The sequence below is a fragment of the Mangrovibacter yixingensis genome (genome assembly GCF_020523985.1).
GTDB classification, from domain to species: Bacteria; Pseudomonadota; Gammaproteobacteria; order Enterobacterales; family Enterobacteriaceae; genus Mangrovibacter; species Mangrovibacter yixingensis.
Window position 1 is genome coordinate 63,305 of record NZ_JAIVKM010000006.1, and the last position, 20,688, is coordinate 83,992.

Below are 20,688 nucleotides of genomic sequence, written 5' to 3' on the forward strand. Positions count from 1 at the left end.
ATTTATCTTAAGAATTAATTACGAAGCGCGAAAAAATTCGTAATCCAGTAGTTTCGACACAGTGAAGTGAATGACTATGTTAATTCCATCCAAACTTAGCCGCCCGGTGAGGCTCGACAATACTGTCGTGCGTGATCGCCTGTTGGCAAAACTATCTTCGGCCAAAAACTACCGTCTGGTGCTGGTTACCAGCCCTGCTGGCTATGGGAAAACGACACTCGTCGCTCAGTGGGCTGCCAGCCAGCCTCATCTGGGTTGGTTTTCACTTGATGAAGGCGATAACCAACCTGAGCGTTTTGCCAGCTACCTGATAGCCGCAATTCAACAGGCCACTGGAAATCATTGCGTTACCACCGAAATGATGGTGCAAAAAAAGCAATATGCCAGCCTGATTTCACTTTTTGGGCAGCTCTTTATTGAACTGGCTGAATGCCAGCATGCCTTCAAATTGGTTATTGATGACTACCACCTCATCTCCAACCCGGTAATTCATGACGCTATGCGCTTTTTCCTGCGCCACCAGCCAGACAATCTCACGTTGGTCGTTCTGTCCCGCAACCTGCCACAACTGGGGATAGCCAATCTGCGCGTGCGTGATCAACTGTTGGAAGTTGGCAGCCATCAACTGGCCTTTACCCAACGTGAAACAAAACAATTTTTTGATTGCCGGTTAAGTTCACCGCTGGATGACCAGGAAAGCCACCAGATTTGTGAAGATGTCGCCGGTTGGGTAACTGCATTACAACTCATTGCACTTTCTGCCCGGCAAAAAAATACCGCCACTCAACACTCGGCCCGGCGGTTGTCCGGCATCAACGCCAGCCACTTATCTGATTACCTGGTTGATGAAGTGCTTGATACTGTTACACCAGCAACCCGCCTGTTTCTGCTAAAAACGTCTCTATTACGCTCAATGAATGATGCGTTAATTGTGCGAGTGACGGGCGAAGAAAACGGACAAATGTGGTTGGAAGACCTTGAGCGCCAGGGGCTATTCATACAGCGTATGGATGACGATGGAGAGTGGTTTAACTACCACCCATTGTTTGGCAATTTCTTGCGCCAGCGTTGTCAGTGGGAAATGTCCACAGAATTGCCAGCTATTCACCGTGCCGCAGCAGAAGGCTGGATGGCACAGGGCTACCCTGCCGAAGCTATTCACCACGGTGTGGCAGCAGGAGATACCGCGTTATTACGCGATATTCTGCATCAACATGCCTGGGATTTATTTAACCAAAGCGAACTGTCACTGCTGGAAGAATCCCTCAATGCACTGCCCTGGGCGGTGCTGTTAGATAACCCACGCCTGCTGTTACTGAAAGCCTGGCTGATGCAAAGCCAGCACCGTTTTCAGGAGGTGAACACCCTGCTGGCCCGTGCAGAAGAAGAGATGACACGTCAGCCAGATGAATCGCTACATGGGGAGTTCAATGCATTGCGAGCGCAAGTTGCTATCAATGCTGGCAATCCCGATGAAGCAGAACGCCTTGCGATGCTGGCGCTGGAAACATTGCCATTTGCCAGCTTTTACGGCCGCATCGTCGCTACCTCCGTTCATGGAGAAGTGCTGCATTGCAAAGGGGAACTGAACAGTTCACTGGCTTTAATGCAGCAGACTGAGCAGATGGCACAAATCAATGAGGTATGGCACTACGTTCTGTGGAGCCAAATTCAGCAGAGTGAGATTTTATTCGCACAGGGATTCCTGCAATCTGCATGGGAAATTCAGGAGAAAGCCTTTCAGTTAATTCAAACCCAACACCTCGAGCAGTTACCACTCCATGAATTCTTGCTGCGTATTCGTTCGCAATTACTCTGGGCATGGGCCCGGTTGGATGAATCGGAAGCGGCAGCACGCCAGGGGATGGATGTTCTGGTTAACTACCAGCCACAGCAGCAACTTCAGTGCCTGTCGTTACTGATTCAAAACTCGCTGGCTCGGGGGGATTTAGATAATGCCCGCGGTTTGCTCAACCGCCTGGAAAATTTGCTGGGCAACGGTTCATATCATATCGACTGGGTCAGTAATGCCGATAAAGTACGCGTCATTTACTGGCAAATGAACAATGACAAACAAGCGGCAGAAAACTGGTTACGCCAGACTCCACGACCGGCGACAGTCAGTAACCATTTCCTGCAAAGCCAGTGGCGTAACATTGCCCGGGCACAAATTCTGTTGGAAGAGTTTGGCACAGCTGAAACCATTCTGGAAGAGTTGAACGAGAACGCTCGCCGGCTCCACCTGATGAGTGACCTGAACCGTAACTTGTTACTGCTCAATCAACTTTATTGGCAGGCAGACCGTAAGAGCGATGCCCTCCAGGTACTGGTTGAAGCACTTTCTCTGGCAAACCGTACTGGCTTTATCAGCCACTTTGTTATTGAGGGTGAACCAATGGCGCAGCAGTTACGCCAGCTAATCCAACTGGCGACATTGCCAGAGCTGGAGCAACACCGTGCGCAACGTATTCTCAAAGAGATAAACCAGCATCACCGGCATAAATTTGCTCACTTCGATGAAAGCTTTGTACACCGTTTATTGAACCACCCGGATGTGCCAGAATTAATCCGCACCAGCCCGCTCACACAGCGAGAATGGCAGGTACTTGGGTTGATTTATTCAGGCTACAGTAACGACCAAATTGCGGGTGAGCTGGATGTGGCAGCAACCACAATCAAAACCCATATTCGTAACTTGTACCAAAAGATGGGAGTAGCTCACCGCCGGGAAGCCGTGCAGCAGGCGCAAGAATTATTAAAAATGATGGGGTACGGCGTATAAGCCCTGTTGTTGTCAGCCTGGCTGATATTGGCCAGGCTAACCGGGTTTAGCATAACTCCAGCTGGACGTTATTTTCGGCAATCACCTGCATGACGCCAGCAGGTGGCATAATGTCCGTATACAACGCATCAACCAGGCCAATACTGCCCAGATTAACCATGGCATTACGGCCAAATTTCGTATGATCAACCACCAGCATCACATGGCGTGAATTATCAATGATTGCCCGTTTGGTGCGGACTTCGTGGTAGTCAAACTCCAGTAACGAACCATCACTGTCGATACCACTGATCCCCAGAATGCCAAAATCCAAACGAAACTGTGAAATAAAATCCAGCGTTGCTTCGCCAATAATTCCACCATCGCGGCTGCGTAACTCACCACCTGCCAGGATTATCCGAAAATCGTCTTTTACCATCAGGGTGTTTGCCACATTAAGATTATTGGTCACCACCCGCAAATGGCTGTGGTTCAGCAAAGCATGAGCGACGGCTTCTGGTGTAGTACCGATATCAATAAACAACGTTGCCCCGTCAGGGATCTGGCTGGCAACTTTCTGCGCAATACGCGCTTTTTCTGAAGCCAGTGTGGCCCGACGGTCGTGCCATGACGTATTAACTGAGCTTGATGGAACGGCAGCACCACCATGGTGGCGCATAATAATATTCTGGTCAGCAAGGTCATTCAGATCACGGCGAATAGTCTGCGGGCTAACCGAAAAATGTTCCACCAACTCTTCGGTACTGACATAACCTTGTTTTTTGACCAGTTCAATAATGGCATCATGCCGCTGTGTTTGCTTCACCCTGCTCTCCTGTTGTTATTGTTGCGGCACAAGAGCCGTTTTCGCGACCAAACCAGTTATGCGCGTTTTCGCGTTTGGCTGCTGTCAACCAGCGCCATAGCCAGCCCCACCAGTAAACCAGTCAGGTGTGCGCTATTGGCAATGGACATCCCCATAACATTAAACCAGCCAATCACCAGCCAGAGCAGCGCAAACACCATCAACCCACGGGGTAACATCACACCGCAAGCCGGGTCGCGCTCGCCCCGTAACCACACATAACCCATTAAGGCATACACCACTCCCGATAAGCCACCAAACCATGGCCCGCCAAAATAGTGTTGTATAAAGCCGCTGAGTAAGGCGGAAATCAAGGTGATAGTCAGCAATTTACCACTGCCAAGGCGCTTTTCGACCGGGCCGCCCAGGTACCACCACCACACAAGGTTAAATGCGATATGCAGCAGCGAAAAGTGCAACAGGATATGCGAAAAGTAACGCCAGACCTGGAACTTGAGCGAAGGGTCAAATGGCCAGGCCAGCCACAGCATTACCTGCTGATCCCCAACTATCTGCATCAAAATATACACGGCGACACACAAGACCAGCATACCCAAAGTCAGTGGGCCTGCTTTGCTGCGCAGCGTTGCAAAGAAAGGATAGCGCCGATAATGCAGCCCACTGCCGATATGTCCAGTGGACCAACTCGCCGCAAGATAACGAGGATCATTGGGGTTCGCCAGAAAATGTTCCAGCGCTTCTCTGACTTGTGATTCCTGGCTTTCATCCTCCAGCCAGATATCTGTATTCACCCGGTGTTGCAAACTCAGGTGTACGCCCTGAGTCGCCATATAATCGACAAACGCCTGGGCCATACGCGGGTTTTCAAATGAGGCAACCATCAACATAGGGTAACAACCTGCTTATCCATAATAGTCATAGCAGTATACCGATTAAATAATCCCGGCAAAAATTACTCTTCACCCTGAGCAACTTCGGCTGGGAACTGGCGATGCCAGGCCTCAAAACCGCCATCAATGCTGTACACCTCATCATAGCCTTGTTGCAATAAGTATTGAGCTGCCCCTTTACTGCTGTTGCCGTGGTAGCACATCACCAATACAGGCGTATCAAAATCCGTATCTTGCATAAATGCCGGTAAAGAAGCGTTGGTAAGGTGAAACGCGCCAGGGGTATGCGCCAGGGTATAACTTTGTGGATCACGGATATCCACTAACACCGCACCACCAATGTGTAATTTCTGGTGAGCTTGTTCAACATTAATACATTCAAAGTTATCCATTATCTGCGCTTACTCTTCTCTGTATAGGGGATAAAACCCGTTTCCTGGTAAGGAAAATGGGGCCTGATTCTCTGGTACCCAGTGTACGTGGCTGCGCGTTAATGCGCCATTGTGTTATGCATATCACGCGAAATTGTTTTTTTCTTGTTACCAAAAGCGCGTCCCCTTGCTATTATGAGCGATATCGAACATTTTTGAGCTTTAACGAAAGTGCGTGGGGGAAAAATGGAAACCAAAGATCTGATTGTGATCGGTGGCGGCATCAACGGTGCCGGCATCGCTGTAGATGCAGCCGGGAGAGGCTTGTCTGTTCTGTTATTAGAAGCACAGGATTTAGCCTGTGCGACATCATCGGCCAGTTCAAAACTGATTCATGGCGGGCTGAGATACCTTGAACACTACGAATTTCGCCTGGTGAGTGAAGCACTGGCTGAACGTGAAGTGCTGCTCAATATGGCACCACATATCGCCTTTCCTATGCGCTTCCGCTTACCTCACCGCCCGCATTTACGCCCAGCCTGGATGATCCGCATTGGTCTGTTTATGTACGATCACCTGGGGAAACGCACCAGTTTGCCAGGCTCTGGCGGTTTGCGTTTTGGCGCAGACTCAGTGCTTAAACCTGAAATTGTGCGCGGTTTCGAATATTCCGACTGCTGGGTGGATGATGCAAGGCTTGTGCTGGCTAATGCTCAGATGGTGGAAGAAAAAGGTGGGCAAGTTCTCACCCGCACTCGTGTCACCTCTGCACGCCGCGAAAATGGCCTGTGGGTGGTTGAAGCTGAAGATGCCGACACCGGCAAGCGCCATACCTGGCAAGCGCGTGGGCTGGTCAATGCAACCGGCCCCTGGGTGAAACACTTCTTTGATGACGGCTTACACTTGCCATCGCCTTACGGCATTCGCTTAATCAAAGGCAGCCATATAGTGGTACCGCGTGTCCATACACAAAAGCAGGCCTATATTCTGCAAAACGAAGACAAACGCATTGTGTTTGTTATTCCCTGGATGGATGAGTTTTCGATCATTGGTACTACTGATGTTGAATATAAGGGCGACCCGAAAAGCGTTCAGATTGACGACAACGAAATTCGTTACTTGCTGAATGCCTATAACGCGCACTTTAAAAAGACACTCACACAAGAAGATATTGTCTGGAGTTATTCAGGGGTACGTCCGTTGTGTGATGATGAGTCTGATTCACCGCAAGCCATTACCCGTGATTACACGCTGGATATTCACGACGAACAAGGCAAAGCGCCGCTGTTATCGGTATTTGGCGGTAAGCTGACGACTTACCGGAAGCTGGGTGAACACGCGATGGATAAGCTCAGCCACTATTACCCCAATATCAAACCCGCCTGGACCAAAGGTGCAGTGTTGCCGGGCGGCCATTTTTCTGGTGACCGGGATGATTATGCAGCGCAGTTACGGCGTAAATTCAGTTTCCTGACTGAATCCCTCGCCCGCCATTTCGCCCGCACGTACGGCAGCAACAGTGAGAAGATCATTGGTAATGCCAGCAGCGTGGCAGATTTAGGTGAAGATTTTGGCCATGAGTTTTATGAGGCAGAACTGCGTTATCTGGTCGCTCACGAGTGGGTACGTGAACTGGACGACGCTATCTGGCGCCGCACCAAGCAGGGTATGTGGTTAACTGAAGCCCAACAAACCCGTGTTGCACAGTGGTTGTCTGAACACCAACAATCATCAGACAGCAAGCTTTCACTGGCATCCTGAGTACAAAGAAATAAGCGCCTCTGAAGTCCCCCACAGAGGCGCTTTTTCATTAGCTATACTAAAGCCTTACCGGTTTAATATGCCAAATTTCATCGGCATATTCCTGAATGGTTCGGTCAGACGAGAAATACCCCATATTGGCAATATTGTGCATTGCCCTTGTGGTCCACTCTTCTGGTGTCCGGTACAGCTCATCCACTTTTTTCTGGCAATCCACATAGCTACGGTAATCTGCCAGCACCTGGTAGTGGTCGCCAAAGTTTATCAGTGAATCAACCAGGTCCCGGTAACGCCCTGGCTCCTGTGGGCTGAACACCCCAGTCGCGATTTGCGTCAGCACCTGATACAACGCTTTGTCTTTCTCGTAATACTCACGCGGGTTATATCCCTTGCGGCGCAGTGCTTCCACTTGTTCTGCAGTGTTGCCGAAAATAAAGATATTATCTTCGCCAACATGCTCCAGCATCTCCACGTTTGCACCATCCAGCGTACCAATAGTCAGTGCGCCATTCAGAGCAAACTTCATATTACTGGTACCCGATGCTTCTGTACCTGCCAGTGAAATTTGTTCCGAAAGATCAGCCGCAGGAATAATCACCTGTGCCAGGCTAACACTGTAGTTAGGAATAAAGACCACCTTCAGCAAATCTTTTACCTGGGGATCATTATTAATGACCGTTGCAACATCATTTATCAGGTGAATAATGTGCTTCGCCATGTAATAAGCAGAAGCGGCTTTACCGGCAAAGATATTGACCCGCGGCACCCAATCGGCATCCGGATTCGCTTTAATCTGGTTATAGCGCGTAATCACATGCAATACATTCATCAACTGGCGTTTGTATTCATGAATACGCTTTATCTGCACATCAAACAACGCATGGGGGTTCAGGACAATCCCCATTTGCTGGGCGACCCAGTCCGCAAGGCGTTTTTTATTTTCCAGTTTAGCGTGCTGAATATCATTGTTTACTGAAGGGTAATCAATATGTTGTTTCAGCTCACTCAACAACCCCAGGTCAGTACGCCAGTTATGGTCGATGTTATCGTCCAGAACTTTGGACAAACCAGGGTTCGCCAGCGCCAGCCAGCGCCGTGGGGTAATCCCATTGGTTTTATTACAAAAACGCATCGGGAAGATAGCTGCAAAATCAGCAAACAGTGACTGCACCATTAAGTTTGAATGCAATTCGGAAACACCGTTTACTTTGTGGCTGACCACCACAGCAAGCCACGCCATACGCACGCGGCGCCCATTGGATTCATCAATAATTGAAGCACGACTCAACAGCCCCACATCTTCCGGGTATTGTTCCTGCAACGTTTTCAGGAAATAGTCGTTTATTTCAAAAATAATCTGCAGATGACGGGGCAAAATCTTGCCCAGCATATCCACATCCCAGGTTTCCAGCGCTTCGCTCATCAAGGTGTGGTTGGTATAAGAGAAGACCTGGCAAGTCACCTCAAAGGCTTCATCCCAGCCAAAGCCGTGTTCGTCTATTAGCAGGCGCATCAATTCAGGAATCGACAATACCGGGTGCGTATCATTCAGATGGATGGCAATTTTATCTGCCAGGTTGTCGAAGGTTTTATGCATTTGCCAGTGGCGGCTCAGGATATCCTGAATGGTGGCGGACACCAGGAAGTATTCCTGGCGCAAACGCAACTCCCGGCCTGAATAGGTAGAATCATCAGGGTAGAGAACGCGGCACACGTTTTCTGAATGGTTCTTGTCTTCCACCGCGGCAAAATAGTCCCCCTGGTTAAATTTACCCAGGTTAATCTCGCTACTGGCCTGTGCGGTCCACAGCCGTAACGTATTGGTTGCGTCCGTATCATAGCCAGGAATAATTTGGTCAGTGGCAACCGCCAGGATCTCTTCGGTTTCCACCCAGTTCGTTTTCTTACCTTCTTGCTGAATACGCCCACCAAACCGCACCTTATAGCGCGTATTATGGCGGCGGAACTCCCATGGGTTACCGTATTCCAGCCAGTAATCTGGCGACTCTTTCTGCCGGCCGTCGACTATGTTCTGTTTGAACATGCCGTAATCATAACGGATTCCGTAGCCACGGCCTGGTAAACCAAGGGTTGCCAGTGAGTCCAGAAAACATGCCGCAAGGCGACCTAACCCACCATTACCCAGGCCCGGGTCGTTTTCCTCTTCAATCAGCTCTTCAAGTGAGAGCCCCATCTCTTTCAATGCCCCGTCAATATCTTCATAAATACCCAAAGACAACAGTGCATTTGACAGCGTGCGGCCGATAAGAAACTCCATCGACAAGTAATACACCTGGCGAACTTCCTGGGAGAGCTGTGCCCGGTTGGAACGAAGCCAACGCTCGACCATTCTGTCCCTTACGGCAAACAACGTAGCATTCAACCACTCATGTTTATTGGCGATAGCCGGGTCTTTACCGATGGTAAACATCAGTTTGTAGGCAATGGAATATTTCAACGCCTCGACGCTGAGTGTAGGTGATGCATAGCTAAAGGGTGCGTTCATAACAGTGATTCCTGGAGACTAAATCAAGCGTTGATAAAGTTCGCGGTAGGACTGCGCCGCTACCTGCCAGCCAAAGTCCATACTCATCGCCTGGCGCTGGACATAGCGCCATAACGATGGGCGTGACCACAACACAAAAGCCCGACGAATCGCCCGTAGCAGCGAAAGGGCATTACTGTCTTCGAATACAAAACCACTGGCGAGACCATCAGCCAGGTTTTCCAACGAGCAATCTGAAACGGTATCCGCCAAACCTCCCGTACGTCGCACCAACGGCAACGTGCCATATTTCAGCCCATACAATTGCGTTAACCCACAGGGTTCGAACCTGCTCGGTACCAGAATCACATCTGCACCGCCCATTATTCGGTGGGAGAACGCCTCGTGATAACCTATTTGTACCCCAACCTGCCCGGGGTGCTCTGCAGCGGCTGCAAGGAAACCCTCTTGCAGAACTGGGTCTCCTGCTCCCAGCAGCGCCAGTTGCCCACCTTGCTCCAGTAAGCCCGGCAGTGCCTCAAGCACCAAATCCAGCCCTTTCTGGCTGGTCAGCCGGCTTACTACTGCAAACAACGGCACTTTGTCATTAACCTTTAGCCCCATGGCTATCTGGAGCTGGCGTTTGTTTTCCGCTTTCGCTTCCACAGAATCACGATCGTAGGCTGCAGTGAGCAATAAATCATGGGCCGGATCCCAAATTTTTTCATCCACACCGTTAAGGATCCCACTCAACCGCCCTTCCCTGTGCCGCTGGGTTAACAACCCTTCCATACCATAGCCATACTGTGACTCGGTTATCTCGCGAGCATAGGTAGGGCTCACGGCGGTAATGTGATCAGAATAGTAGAGACCCGCTTTCAGGAAAGAAATTTGCCCGTTGAACTCCAGGCCATGCATATTGAAAAACTCGCCTGGCAACTGGATCTCTGCCATGTGTTTGGCATAGAACAACCCCTGGTAGGCAAGGTTATGCACAGTAAATACCGATTTTGCTGGCCGCCCACGCGCGGCGAGATATGCCGGTGCCAGGCCAGCATGCCAGTCATGGGCATGAACCACATCTGGTTGCCAGAACAAATCCAGGCCACAAGCCAGCTCACTGCCCACCCAACCCAACAGGGCAAACCGCAGCACATTATCGGTATAGGCATGCAAATTGGTATCGTGGTACGGGCTCCCAGGGCGCTCATAAAGGTGTGGTGCATCAATCAAATAGATGCCCACACCATTAAAATGCCCATACAGCAGTGTCATCGGGCCCGCAAACGTATCCCGCCGGGTTACCACTTGTGCGTCAGTGATGCCTTTACGAATATCCGGAAAAGAAGGCAACAGAACACGCGTATCCACTCCACCCGCAATTTGTGCAGCAGGTAACGCACCAATTACATCCGCCAGGCCACCAGTTTTCAGCAGCGGAAACATTTCAGAACATACATGTAAAACCTGCATTGTTGCTCCCGTTCAATGTTTGGCCCACACTTTGTCAGTGAAGGCTCCCTGTTGTTCAGGCCTCCAGGCGGGCCAGCATTTCACGCGTTACCAGAACAATGCCTTCTTCGGAGCGATAAAAACGACGGGCATCCTCTTCGGCATTCTCACCAATCACCATTCCTTCAGGAATGACGCAAGCTCTGTCAATAATGCAGCGTCGTAAACGGCACGAACGGCCGATCCACACATCAGGCAAGAGCACAGCGGAATCAATATTGCAAAATGAGTTCACCCGCACACGGGGGAACAACACAGACTGCACCACTACTGACCCCGAAATAATGCAACCACCAGACACCAAAGAGTTCAGTGTCATGCCATGGCTACCCGAGCGGTCCTGCACAAACTTAGCCGGAGGAAGTGGCTCCATATGGGTACGAATTGGCCATTTCTGGTCATACATATCCAGTTCGGGGGTGACTGAAGCTAAATCCAGGTTGGCTTTCCAGTAGGCTTCCAGCGTACCTACATCACGCCAGTAAGGCTCTGATTCGGGGTCTGACTGCACGCAGGACAAAGGGAAAGGGTGAGCAAACGCTTCACCTGCTTTGGTAATTTTGGGGATGATGTCTTTACCGAAGTCATGGCTAGACTGCTCATCTTTATCATCTTCTTCCAACAACTGATAAAGATACTCTGCGTCAAACACATAGATTCCCATACTCGCCAGCGATTTGGTTTCATCATTGGGCATCGCTGGTGGTTGCTCTGGTTTTTCAACAAAATCAATGATGCGCTCTTCTGTGTCGACAGCCATTACCCCAAATGCACGGGCTTCATCAATAGGAACAGGCATGCAAGCAACAGTACATTTAGCCCCTTTCTCCACATGGTCAATCAACATGCGTGAGTAATCCTGCTTATAGATATGATCACCGGCAAGGATCACCACATAGCTCGCTTTATAGCGCCGAATAATATCCAGGTTCTGCGTTACGGCATCGGCAGTGCCGCGATACCAGTTTTCACCGTGCACACGCTGCTGTGCGGGCAGTAAATCAACGAATTCATTCATTTCTTCATTGAAAAATGACCAGCCTCGCTGAATATGCTGCACCAGTGTATGTGATTGATATTGTGTAATAACGCCAATACGGCGAATACCAGAATTGATACAATTAGACAGGGCGAAATCAATAATGCGAAATTTACCGCCGAAGTGAACCGCAGGCTTGGCGCGCATTGAGGTTAAATCTTTTAAGCGCGTTCCTCGCCCACCCGCAAGAATAAGGGCAACGGACTTCATTGGCAGCTCACGCGCCAACATCAACGAATCGTTCTTCTCGAATTTTATCATGACTGACTCCTTTATTTATGACCGGTAAAAACGCACACTCCGTGCGCGGGCCCATGCCATACAGCCATTACAACCGGGTTGTCCTCTCCGGCAAATGGGGGGACAGCACGCCATTCCCCTTCGGGTAAAACAAATTCACTCACAGACTGCGTAGCATTCAGGGTTATCAGCCACTGCCCTGAAAGCAGCACCTGCAATTGCTTTATCTCTGACTGCCACTCATCAGGGCTAAGCGACCTGGCCTGGCGGTTAAGCCAGACAACGCTACCATCCCCCTCATCCCACCACTGGTTACGGACCAGTGCAGGGATGTGCTTTCTAAGTTTGAGTAATTCGGCAGTAAACGCCATCAACCCTTCATTCTTATTCGCCCAATCCAGCCAGGTCAGCTCATTATCCTGGCAGTAGGCATTGTTATTGCCGTGCTGGGTGTGCCCGTGCTCATCGCCTGCCAATAACATTGGCGTCCCCTGAGCAAGCAACAAAGTCGCCAGTAAGCCATGAGCTGAATGGCGGCGGCGTTCCTGAATATGAATATTGCCTGTTGGGCCTTCCTCACCATGGTTATTACTGAAATTCGCACTGGTTCCATCGCGGTTTTCTTCGCCATTCGCTTCGTTATGCTTGTGGTTGAAACTGACACAATCACGCAGCGTAAAACCATCGTGAGCTGTCACCAGGTTAATGCTGGCCGAAGGGCTGCGCCCCTGGTGGCGAAACACATCGCTGGAGGCCGCAAACCGGCAGGCAAACTCACCAGGATTTGAGCCATCACCAAGCCAGAAACGCCGCATACCATCGCGAAAATGGTCATTCCATTCAGCAAACAGTGGCGGGAAATTTCCCACCTGATAACCACCCGGCCCAATATCCCAGGGTTCAGCAATCAATTTCACTTGCGATAACAATGGGTCCTGGCGAATCGCTTCAAACAAGGGGGCATCCTGGCGAAATTCCGGGGTACGCCCCATCACACTCGCCAAATCAAAGCGGAAACCATCAACATGAAATTCCTCTACCCAGTAGCGCAGATTATCAACCACCATATCCACCACCGCCGGGTGGCTCAGATTCAGCGTGTTACCACACCCCGTCCAGTTGTGGTAATCCCCGTTGCCCTGTAGCCAGTAATAGCTGGCGTTATCAATTCCTCGCCAGCTAAATGTTGGGCCAAAAAGATCAGTTTCTGCTGTGTGATTGAGCACAATATCCAGGACAACTTCTATCCCCGCCTGGTGTAACGCTTTAACTGCAGTGCATAGCTCAGCCCTTGCGGCTTCAGGGTGTGAAGCATACCCCGGCTCCGGGCAATACATCGCCAGCGGGTTATAGCCCCAATAATTGCTGAGCCCCATCTGCTGCAAACGTGGTTCTGTCGCAAACTGAATCACTGGCATTAACTCCAGTGCAGTAATCCCCAGTTGCCTGAAATAATCGAGCATAACGGGGTGAGCCAATGCGAGGTAAGTGCCGCGCAACTCCGCGGGAATGCCCGGATGAAGGCGCGTAAGGCCACGCACATGGGCTTCATAAATTACCGTTTCGCCCCAGGGAGTACGCAGCGGTTCATCGTCTTCCCATTCAAAATGAGAGTGAACAACTACGCAGCGCGGCATAACGCCGCTGTTATCCCGGTGGTCGGGGTTATCCAGGCCACCATGGAACAACGCGTTATCAGGAACACCACCAATGACAAGGCGGGCACACGGATCCAGTAGCAACTTTTCCGGGTTAAACCGGTGCCCTTGTTCTGGCAACCAGGGGCCATGCACGCGGTAACCATACTGCAAACCAGGACGGGCTCCGGGTAGGTAACCATGCCAGATATCGCCAGTACGGGCGGGTAATAAATGGCGCTCTTCGTTGCCGTCTTCGCCAAACAGGCACAACACAACCTGCTCCGCATTAGCTGAGAACAAAGTGAAGTTCACACCGTGGCCATCAAACACCGCGCCAAGGGGCGCAGAATTACCCGCCAGCAGTTGCGTCATCGACATCCCCCTCACGTACCAGCCAAATTGTCGCCAACGGCGGCACGGTTAAACACAACGAGTGTTCACGCCCATGGCTTTGGATAACATCACTTTGGATGATGCCGCCATTGCCCATATTACTGCCATGGTAGTACTGAGAATCGGTATTAATGGCTTCGCGCCAACGGCCAGGCTGGTTAACCCCTATACGGTAGTGCTCGCGAGGAACCGGGGTGAAATTGCTCACCACAATGATTTCATTACCCTGCTTGTCACGCCGGATAAACGCGAATACTGAGTTGGCCTTATCGTCAACAACCAGCCATTCAAACCCATAAGAGTCAAAGTCTAGTTGATGCAACGCTTTGTGGTGGCGATAGGTGTGGTTCAGGTCGCGCACCAGGCGCTGTACGCCGTTATGCCAGTTATCCTTACCTTCCAGCAAATGCCAGTCCAGGCTGGTATCATGGTTCCACTCACGCCCCTGCGCGAATTCATTCCCCATGAATAACAATTTTTTACCAGGAAAGGCCCACATCCAGGCGTAATAAGCGCGTAAGTTGGCAAACTTTTGCCAGGCATCACCGGGCATACGATCAAGAATAGACCGTTTCCCGTGAACCACTTCATCGTGAGAAAGAGGGAGTACAAAGTTTTCGCTGTAGTTGTACAGCATACCGAACGTCATCTGGTCGTGGTGATATTGCCGGTGTACCGGGTCCAGCTTCATGTAATTCAGCGTGTCATGCATCCAGCCCATGTTCCATTTAAACCAGAATGCGAGGCCATCTGGCCGGGAAACGCCGGGGAAATCGGTGGATTCTTCCGCCATTGTCACGGCACCAGGCACTTCCTTACCAATTATCTGGTTAGTCTGGCGTAAGAAAGCGATAGCCTCGAGGTTTTCACGCCCACCGAACTCGTTGGGGATCCATTCACCTTCAGCACGGCTGTAATCGCGATAAACCATTGAGGCGACGGCATCTACACGCAGGCCATCAATACCAAACCGCTCCATCCAGTACAGTGCATTACCCACCAGGAAGTTCTGCACTTCACGGCGGCCAAAGTTATAAATCAGGGTGTTCCAGTCCTGATGGTAACCTTCACGTGGGTCCTGGTGTTCATACAACGCTGTGCCATCAAAACGCGCTAAACCGGCATCGTCTACCGGGAAATGGCCCGGCACCCAGTCAAGAATGACGTTCAACCCGGCTGCATGGGCCGCGTCAATAAAATAGTGAAAATCATCACGTGTACCAAAACGCCGGGTTGGCGCATATAACCCCTGAGGCTGGTAACCCCAACTGCCATCAAACGGGTGCTCATTGATAGGTAACAGTTCGATATGGGTAAACCCCATACTTTTCACATACGGCACGAGCTGTTCCGCAAGCTCCCGGTAACTTAGCCAGAAGTTGTTATCGGTATGGCGGCGCCAGGAACCGAGATGCACTTCATAAATTGAAATGGGGGCGTCGAAGTCGTTCGCGCGCTGGCGTGATTCACTGATTGTCTGTTTTGGTGGTAACCCGCAGATCATTGATGCCGTATCAGGGCGCATTTGCGCTTCAAACGCATACGGGTCTGATTTAATGCGTAAGTTGCCGTGGCAATCCAGCAACTCGAATTTGTAGAGCTGCCCATTGTGCGCCCCTGGAATGAAGATTTCCCAAATCCCCGATTCTCGGCGTAAGCGCATAGGGTGGCGTCGCCCATCCCAAAAATTAAACTCCCCAACCACGGAAACCCGGCGGGCATTCGGTGCCCAGACAGTAAACCGCGTTCCTGTCACGCCATCCATGGTCGCAGCATGCGCGCCCATCGCTTCGTAAGGGCGCATATGGGTGCCTTCCGACAATAACCAGCCGTCCATTTCCGGCAATAAAGGCCCGAAACAATACGGATCGTCTATCAGGTTCTGTTGCCCATGCCAGGACACAGCTAATTGGTAGCGAAAGGGATTTTTTCTGCGAGGTAACACCGCGGCAAAGAAACCGCGAGAATCAAGACATGTAAGCTGGCCGATTTTCCGGCCCGTTTTCGGTTCAATAACCCAAACATCCGTGGCATCAGGTAACAATGCGCGAACTTCCAGCCCGGCATCAGTTTTATGCATGCCCAGCACGGAAAACGGGTCCGAATTCTGGCCAGCAAAAAGCGCAGTTATCACGTCCTTATCAATACATACAGACATGGTAAGCATCCTGTTTTTATGTGTCATGCCTGTCCGATTTACGCATGTGCGCAGGCATGCCCACTTATTTTATCGACCTGACAGTGCAGTCTTTCTCCCTGCTACTCTGTCACACAAAAAGCAGAAACGTGGCAAGCACGCTCTCTTTAAGCATAGTCAATGGTTTAGCTAACTCCCGAGAAAAAAATGAACATCGCGTTTACTCCATGTAGTGCGCAAGAAAACGGGAGGGGATCCCCTCCCGCGTAGGATAAAATGCTAATCAGGCAAGCTGGCGCAGCATACGACGCAACGGTTCAGCAGCGCCCCACAGCAGTTGGTCGCCAACAGTAAAAGCAGAAAGGTATTCTGGGCCCATGTTAAGTTTACGCAGGCGCCCAACCGGCGTAGACAATGTGCCGGTTACCGCAGCAGGTGTCAGTTCACGCATGCTGATTTCCCGGTCATTCGGAACCACTTTCACCCAGTCGTTGTGCGCAGCAAGCATTGATTCGATGGTCGCAACGGACACGTCTTTTTTCAGTTTCAGCGTGAAAGCCTGGCTATGGCAGCGTAATGCGCCAACGCGCACACACAGGCCATCCACAGGAATTGTTGATGTGGTTCCGAGAATTTTGTTGGTTTCTGCCTGGCCTTTCCACTCTTCACGGCTCTGGCCGTTATCAAGTTGTTTATCAATCCAGGGGATCAGGCTACCGGCCAGCGGTACACCGAAGTTATCAACCGGCAACGCACCACTGCGAGTCAGCGTGGTTACTTTGCGTTCAATATCCAGAATAGCCGATGCCGGGTCAGCCAGTTCTGCCGCCACTTCGTGATGCAACTGCCCCATTTGCGCCAGCAGTTCGCGCATATGTCGGGCACCGCCACCGGAAGCCGCCTGGTAAGTCGCAACAGATGCCCACTCAACCAGGTCATTGGCAAACAAACCGCCCAGGGACATCAGCATCAGGCTGACAGTACAGTTACCGCCAACAAATGTGTTAATGCCTTTGTTCAGGCCATCGTCAATAACCTTCTGGTTAACCGGGTCCAGAATGATAATGGCATCATCTTTCATTCGCAGGGAAGATGCGGCATCTATCCAGTAACCTTTCCAGCCGCTTTCCCGCAGCTTTGGATAGATTTCATTGGTATAATCGCCGCCCTGGCAGGTCACGATAATATCCAGGGCTTTCAATGCGTCCAGGTTCCCGGCATCCTGCAATGTGCCAGCAGGTTTCCCGCCGAACGCAGGTGCGGCCTGCCCAGTTTGAGAGGTAGAGAAGAAGATGGGGTTAATGGCGTCAAAATCGCGCTCTTCAACCATGCGCTGCATGAGCACGGAACCAACCATGCCACGCCATCCGATAAAACCAACATTTTTCATAACTTATCTTTCCTGCAAAGATGTGTGCGTTTTTTGTGTACCCGTGAGGGAACCGGTTTATCCTTTCACCTTACAAAAAGCAGCTAAAGTCGCAAGTGAAATTAATCAATGATGACCATCTCATCAGAAGCACGACTTATTTAGCAGAAATTCCGAATTCATTATTATGGAAATTTATTTATGAATGAAATCATTTCCGCAGCAGTTTTGTTGATCCTGATTATGGATCCTCTCGGAAATTTACCCATTTTCATGTCTGTACTGAAGCATACCGAGCCAAAACGACGCCGCAGAATAATGATAAGGGAGTTATTAATCGCGTTGTTGTTTATGCTGATTTTCTTATTTGCAGGTGAGAAAATCCTGTCATTACTTAATTTACACGCAGAAACCGTGTCCATTTCAGGCGGGATAATTTTATTCCTGATTGCCATTCGGATGATTTTCCCTGCCCCCACGGGAAGTTCAAGTGGCCTGCCAGCCGGTGAAGAGCCTTTTATTGTGCCGCTGGCGATTCCGCTGGTTGCCGGGCCATCGCTGCTGGCAACACTAATGCTGCTTTCCCACCAGTACCCCAACCAAATGGGGCATTTAGTGATTGCCCTTCTGGTTGCATGGGGAGGTACCTTCATTATTTTGCTGCAGTCTTCACTGTTTTTACGGCTATTGGGTGAAAAAGGCGTTAATGCGCTGGAAAGGTTGATGGGGCTTATTTTGGTGATGATCGCCACTCAGATGTTTCTGGACGGTATTCGTACCTGGATGCAGGGTATACCGGTGCATGGGTAATACCCCTCTTGTCGGAAAGTCTGCAGCTACAATATGAAAATAAAAGTATCTGCAGTCCCATAGTTACGGTGTGCTGGTAGATTCCCGCTCCATAGCTTCCGGCCAGGCATCGGCCTTGCGGGGTTGCCAGAAATCCGCAGTTCCGGCATTGCGCGGCGGTGGCAGTTCATCGTCGTGCTGCATATACATACACAGGTAACTCCAGATTTGGTTCAGTTGCTCCCGCTCCCCCCACTCTTTCGCCAGCACAAAGCGTTCCACCACCTGGTGGGTGCCGGGTTCACACAACGCTCCATACAGGTGGTAGCCACGGATACCCGGGGTGCTTTCAAAATGGACTTCTCCGTGGATATCTGCCCAGTTATACACACTGATACGGGTTATGGCCTTCCGCCAGGGCTGCCAGGGCTGTTTATAGTTATACACATAGAGTTTTTGCCGCTTGCGGTTCAGGCGTATTGGCAGGCTGCGGGGCTCTACAAAGTACATTTTTAAACAATAAAGTATCAAAGGAGGGAAAAACCCCCCTGCCCAAAGCCATATCAATATTCCATATAAATCATACCATTTAAGTCCGGCTGTCATGACAAATGCCAATATCAAGGATAATACAGCACAGGCTAACGACAGGAATGCCGAAAGCAACATTCCTCCCCACATCACCTCAATCCGGTAACGGGGCACTTCCAGGTAAATATCATTCCGCTCTGTCAGCCAGCGCAGTTGTGGCGGCACCAGCTGGGGCTCATGGTTTTCCGGCAGGTCTTCACACCAGTTGTTGTGTTTGGGGTGCAAACGGGGTGTGGGGTACTCAAACTGCATAAAAGACATGGTTATTCATCCTTGTTAGCGTATCAGTCCATATGGGTGGCCAGTTGCCGGTGTGTCTACGGTGTGCTGGTGGATTCCCGCTCCATGGTTTCCGGCCAGGCATCGGCCTTGCGGGGTTGCCAGAAGTCCGCGGTTCCGGCATTGCGCGGCGGTGGCAGTTCATCGTCGTGCTGCATATACATGCACAGGTAACTCCAGATTTGGTTCAGTTGCTCCCGCTCCCCCCACTCTTTCGCCAGCACAAATCGCTCCACCACCTGGTGGGTGCCGGGTTCACACAACGCCCCATACAGGTGGTAGCCACGGATACCCGGGGTGCTTTCAAAATGGACTTCTCCGTGGATATCTGCCCAGTTATACACACTGATACGGATTATGGCTTTCCGCCAGGGCTGCCAGGGCTGTTTATAGTTATACACATAGAGTTTTTGCCGCTTGCGGTTCAGGCGTATTGGCAGGCTGCGAGGTTCTATGAAATAAGTTTTCAGGGCAAAAAAAACTAAACATAAAATGACGATAGAGGTTAAAAAGGCAGTGATGACAAAAAAATAATGAGCAATCGCGATACTATAAAAGGCAAGAAAGAAAATAATAAAAGTGAATATAACTACCAAAAAAATCATTCCTCCCCACATCACCTCAGTCCGGTAACGGGGCACTTCCAGGTAAATATCATTCCGCTCTGTCAGCCAGCGCAGTTGCGGCGGCACCAGCTGGGGCTCATGGTTTTCCGGCAGGTCTTCACACCAGTTATTGTGTTTGGGGTGCAAACGGGGTGTGGGGTAATCAAACTGCATAAAAGACATGGTTATTCATCCTTGTTAGCGCATCAGTCCATATGGGTGGCCGTTGCCGGTGTGTCTACGGTGTGCTGGTAGATTCCCGCTCCATGGCTTCCGGCCAGGCATCGGCCTTGCGGGGTTGCCAGAAGTCCGCAGTTCCGGCATTGCGCGGCGGTGGCAGTTCATCGTCGTGCTGCATATACATACACAGGTAACTCCAGATTTGGTTCAGTTGCTCCCGCTCCCCCCACTCTTTCGCCAGCACAAAACGTTCCACCACCTGGTGGGTGCCGGGTTCACACTGTGCCCCATACAGGTGGTAGCCACGGATCCCCGGGGTGCTTTCAAAATGGACTTCTCCGTGGATATCTGCCCAGTTATACACACTGATACGGATTATGGCTTTCCGCCAGGGCTGCCAGGGCTGTTTATAGTTATAGACATAGAGTTTTTGCCGCTTGCGGTTCAGGCGTATTGGCAGGCTGCGGGGAGCGACAAAAAACATTCTGAGAGAATGAAATGTGAATGAGGAAAAGACCACTATAGAGATAACTGCCAGACTATATATTTGTATTGAAATAAATAGCCATAGTAAGAAAAACATCGAAAAAACGGCTTGTGATGCTGCCAAGATTATCATCCACCACATCACTTCAATCCGGTAACGGGGCACTTCCAGGTAAATATCATTCCGCTCCGTCAGCCAGCGCAGTTGCGGCGGCACCAGTTGTGGCTCATGGTTTTCCGGCAGGTCTTCACGCCAGTTGTTGTGTTTGGGGTGCAAACGGGGTTTGGGGTAATCAAACTGCATAAAAGACATGGTTATTCATCCTTGTTAGCG

Annotated in this window: 15 protein-coding genes; 3 read left to right on the top strand and 12 right to left on the bottom strand. The window is 50.6% G+C overall.

The genetic code is table 11. The annotated features are described in order from the left end of the window. The first annotated feature begins 76 nt into the window (after positions 1–76). Entirely contained in the window at positions 77–2,782 is a 2,706-nt protein-coding gene (gene malT / locus LC084_RS17390; protein WP_226572688.1) for an HTH-type transcriptional regulator MalT, read from the top strand. A gap of 46 nt (positions 2,783–2,828) precedes the next feature. On the opposite strand, the gene LC084_RS17395 is transcribed toward malT, so the two are convergent. The 3 genes from LC084_RS17395 to glpE form a co-directional block, all read right to left on the bottom strand. After that, on the bottom strand, positions 2,829–3,587 hold the full coding sequence (locus tag LC084_RS17395) for a DeoR/GlpR family transcriptional regulator (RefSeq protein ID WP_226572427.1): 759 nt from the start codon (positions 3,585–3,587) through the stop codon (positions 2,829–2,831). Positions 3,588–3,643: 56 nt separating this feature from the next. After that, positions 3,644–4,474, bottom strand: a complete 831-nt coding sequence (gene glpG / locus LC084_RS17400; protein WP_226572428.1) for a rhomboid family intramembrane serine protease GlpG — start codon at positions 4,472–4,474, stop codon at positions 3,644–3,646. Between the two features lie 65 nt (positions 4,475–4,539). After that, positions 4,540–4,869 (bottom strand): thiosulfate sulfurtransferase GlpE, encoded by a 330-nt coding sequence (gene glpE, locus LC084_RS17405; RefSeq protein WP_226572429.1) that lies wholly within the window; start codon positions 4,867–4,869, stop codon positions 4,540–4,542. Between the two features lie 225 nt (positions 4,870–5,094). Between glpE and glpD the strand changes: the two genes are divergently transcribed. Next, the gene (gene glpD / locus LC084_RS17410; protein WP_226572430.1) at positions 5,095–6,609 is read left to right on the top strand and encodes a glycerol-3-phosphate dehydrogenase; all 1,515 of its coding nucleotides are present in this window, start codon (positions 5,095–5,097) and stop codon (positions 6,607–6,609) included. Positions 6,610–6,667: 58 nt separating this feature from the next. Here the strand turns inward: glpD and glgP are convergent, their stop codons facing one another. From glgP to asd, 6 genes are all read right to left on the bottom strand, one after another. Next, the gene (glgP, locus tag LC084_RS17415; protein WP_226572431.1) at positions 6,668–9,115 is read right to left on the bottom strand and encodes a glycogen phosphorylase; all 2,448 of its coding nucleotides are present in this window, start codon (positions 9,113–9,115) and stop codon (positions 6,668–6,670) included. An 18-nt stretch (positions 9,116–9,133) separates the two neighbouring features. Then, positions 9,134–10,567 (bottom strand): glycogen synthase GlgA, encoded by a 1,434-nt coding sequence (gene glgA, locus LC084_RS17420; RefSeq protein WP_226572432.1) that lies wholly within the window; start codon positions 10,565–10,567, stop codon positions 9,134–9,136. Between the two features lie 55 nt (positions 10,568–10,622). Continuing rightward, on the bottom strand, positions 10,623–11,906 hold the full coding sequence (glgC, locus tag LC084_RS17425; RefSeq protein ID WP_226572433.1) for a glucose-1-phosphate adenylyltransferase: 1,284 nt from the start codon (positions 11,904–11,906) through the stop codon (positions 10,623–10,625). 11 nt (positions 11,907–11,917) lie between these two features. Further along, positions 11,918–13,897, bottom strand: coding sequence for a glycogen debranching protein GlgX (glgX, locus tag LC084_RS17430; RefSeq protein ID WP_226572434.1), 1,980 nt, complete (start codon positions 13,895–13,897; stop codon positions 11,918–11,920). After that, the gene (gene glgB / locus LC084_RS17435; protein WP_226572435.1) at positions 13,875–16,076 is read right to left on the bottom strand and encodes a 1,4-alpha-glucan branching enzyme; all 2,202 of its coding nucleotides are present in this window, start codon (positions 16,074–16,076) and stop codon (positions 13,875–13,877) included. Before glgB ends, glgX begins: the two co-directional genes overlap by 23 nt. A gap of 262 nt (positions 16,077–16,338) precedes the next feature. Beyond that, complete coding sequence (asd, locus tag LC084_RS17440) at positions 16,339–17,445, bottom strand: aspartate-semialdehyde dehydrogenase (RefSeq protein WP_226572436.1); 1,107 nt, start codon at positions 17,443–17,445, stop codon at positions 16,339–16,341. Positions 17,446–17,625: 180 nt separating this feature from the next. On the opposite strand from asd, the gene LC084_RS17445 reads away from it, so the two are divergent. Next, positions 17,626–18,234, top strand: coding sequence for a YhgN family NAAT transporter (locus LC084_RS17445; protein ID WP_226572437.1), 609 nt, complete (start codon positions 17,626–17,628; stop codon positions 18,232–18,234). A gap of 63 nt (positions 18,235–18,297) precedes the next feature. Here the strand turns inward: LC084_RS17445 and LC084_RS17450 are convergent, their stop codons facing one another. The 3 genes from LC084_RS17450 to LC084_RS17460 are packed head-to-tail and all read right to left on the bottom strand — an operon-like array spanning position 18,298 to position 20,667. Next, a complete protein-coding gene (locus tag LC084_RS17450) occupies positions 18,298–19,065 on the bottom strand; it encodes a DUF6708 domain-containing protein (RefSeq protein ID WP_226572438.1) in 768 nt (255 codons plus the stop codon). Between the two features lie 56 nt (positions 19,066–19,121). Continuing rightward, positions 19,122–19,871, bottom strand: coding sequence for a DUF6708 domain-containing protein (locus LC084_RS17455; RefSeq protein ID WP_226572439.1), 750 nt, complete (start codon positions 19,869–19,871; stop codon positions 19,122–19,124). A gap of 55 nt (positions 19,872–19,926) precedes the next feature. Beyond that, positions 19,927–20,667 carry a DUF6708 domain-containing protein gene (locus LC084_RS17460; RefSeq protein WP_226572440.1) on the bottom strand — a complete coding sequence of 247 codons (741 nt, stop codon included), beginning with the start codon at positions 20,665–20,667 and terminating at the stop codon, positions 19,927–19,929. Between the last annotated feature and the right edge of the window lie 21 nt (positions 20,668–20,688).

Coding starts and splice junctions, on each gene's coding strand:
- glgX (WP_226572434.1), bottom strand. CDS start 13,897: ATGACGCAACTGCTGGCGGGTAATTCTGCGCCCCTTGGCGCGGTGTTT.
- glpG (WP_226572428.1), bottom strand. CDS start 4,474: ATGTTGATGGTTGCCTCATTTGAAAACCCGCGTATGGCCCAGGCGTTT.
- LC084_RS17450 (WP_226572438.1), bottom strand. CDS start 19,065: ATGTCTTTTATGCAGTTTGAGTACCCCACACCCCGTTTGCACCCCAAA.
- LC084_RS17445 (WP_226572437.1), top strand. CDS start 17,626: ATGAATGAAATCATTTCCGCAGCAGTTTTGTTGATCCTGATTATGGAT.
- glgC (WP_226572433.1), bottom strand. CDS start 11,906: ATGATAAAATTCGAGAAGAACGATTCGTTGATGTTGGCGCGTGAGCTG.
- asd (WP_226572436.1), bottom strand. CDS start 17,445: ATGAAAAATGTTGGTTTTATCGGATGGCGTGGCATGGTTGGTTCCGTG.
- malT (WP_226572688.1), top strand. CDS start 77: ATGTTAATTCCATCCAAACTTAGCCGCCCGGTGAGGCTCGACAATACT.
- glpE (WP_226572429.1), bottom strand. CDS start 4,869: ATGGATAACTTTGAATGTATTAATGTTGAACAAGCTCACCAGAAATTA.
- glgP (WP_226572431.1), bottom strand. CDS start 9,115: ATGAACGCACCCTTTAGCTATGCATCACCTACACTCAGCGTCGAGGCG.
- glgB (WP_226572435.1), bottom strand. CDS start 16,076: ATGTCTGTATGTATTGATAAGGACGTGATAACTGCGCTTTTTGCTGGC.
- glgA (WP_226572432.1), bottom strand. CDS start 10,567: ATGCAGGTTTTACATGTATGTTCTGAAATGTTTCCGCTGCTGAAAACT.
- glpD (WP_226572430.1), top strand. CDS start 5,095: ATGGAAACCAAAGATCTGATTGTGATCGGTGGCGGCATCAACGGTGCC.
- LC084_RS17455 (WP_226572439.1), bottom strand. CDS start 19,871: ATGTCTTTTATGCAGTTTGATTACCCCACACCCCGTTTGCACCCCAAA.
- LC084_RS17460 (WP_226572440.1), bottom strand. CDS start 20,667: ATGTCTTTTATGCAGTTTGATTACCCCAAACCCCGTTTGCACCCCAAA.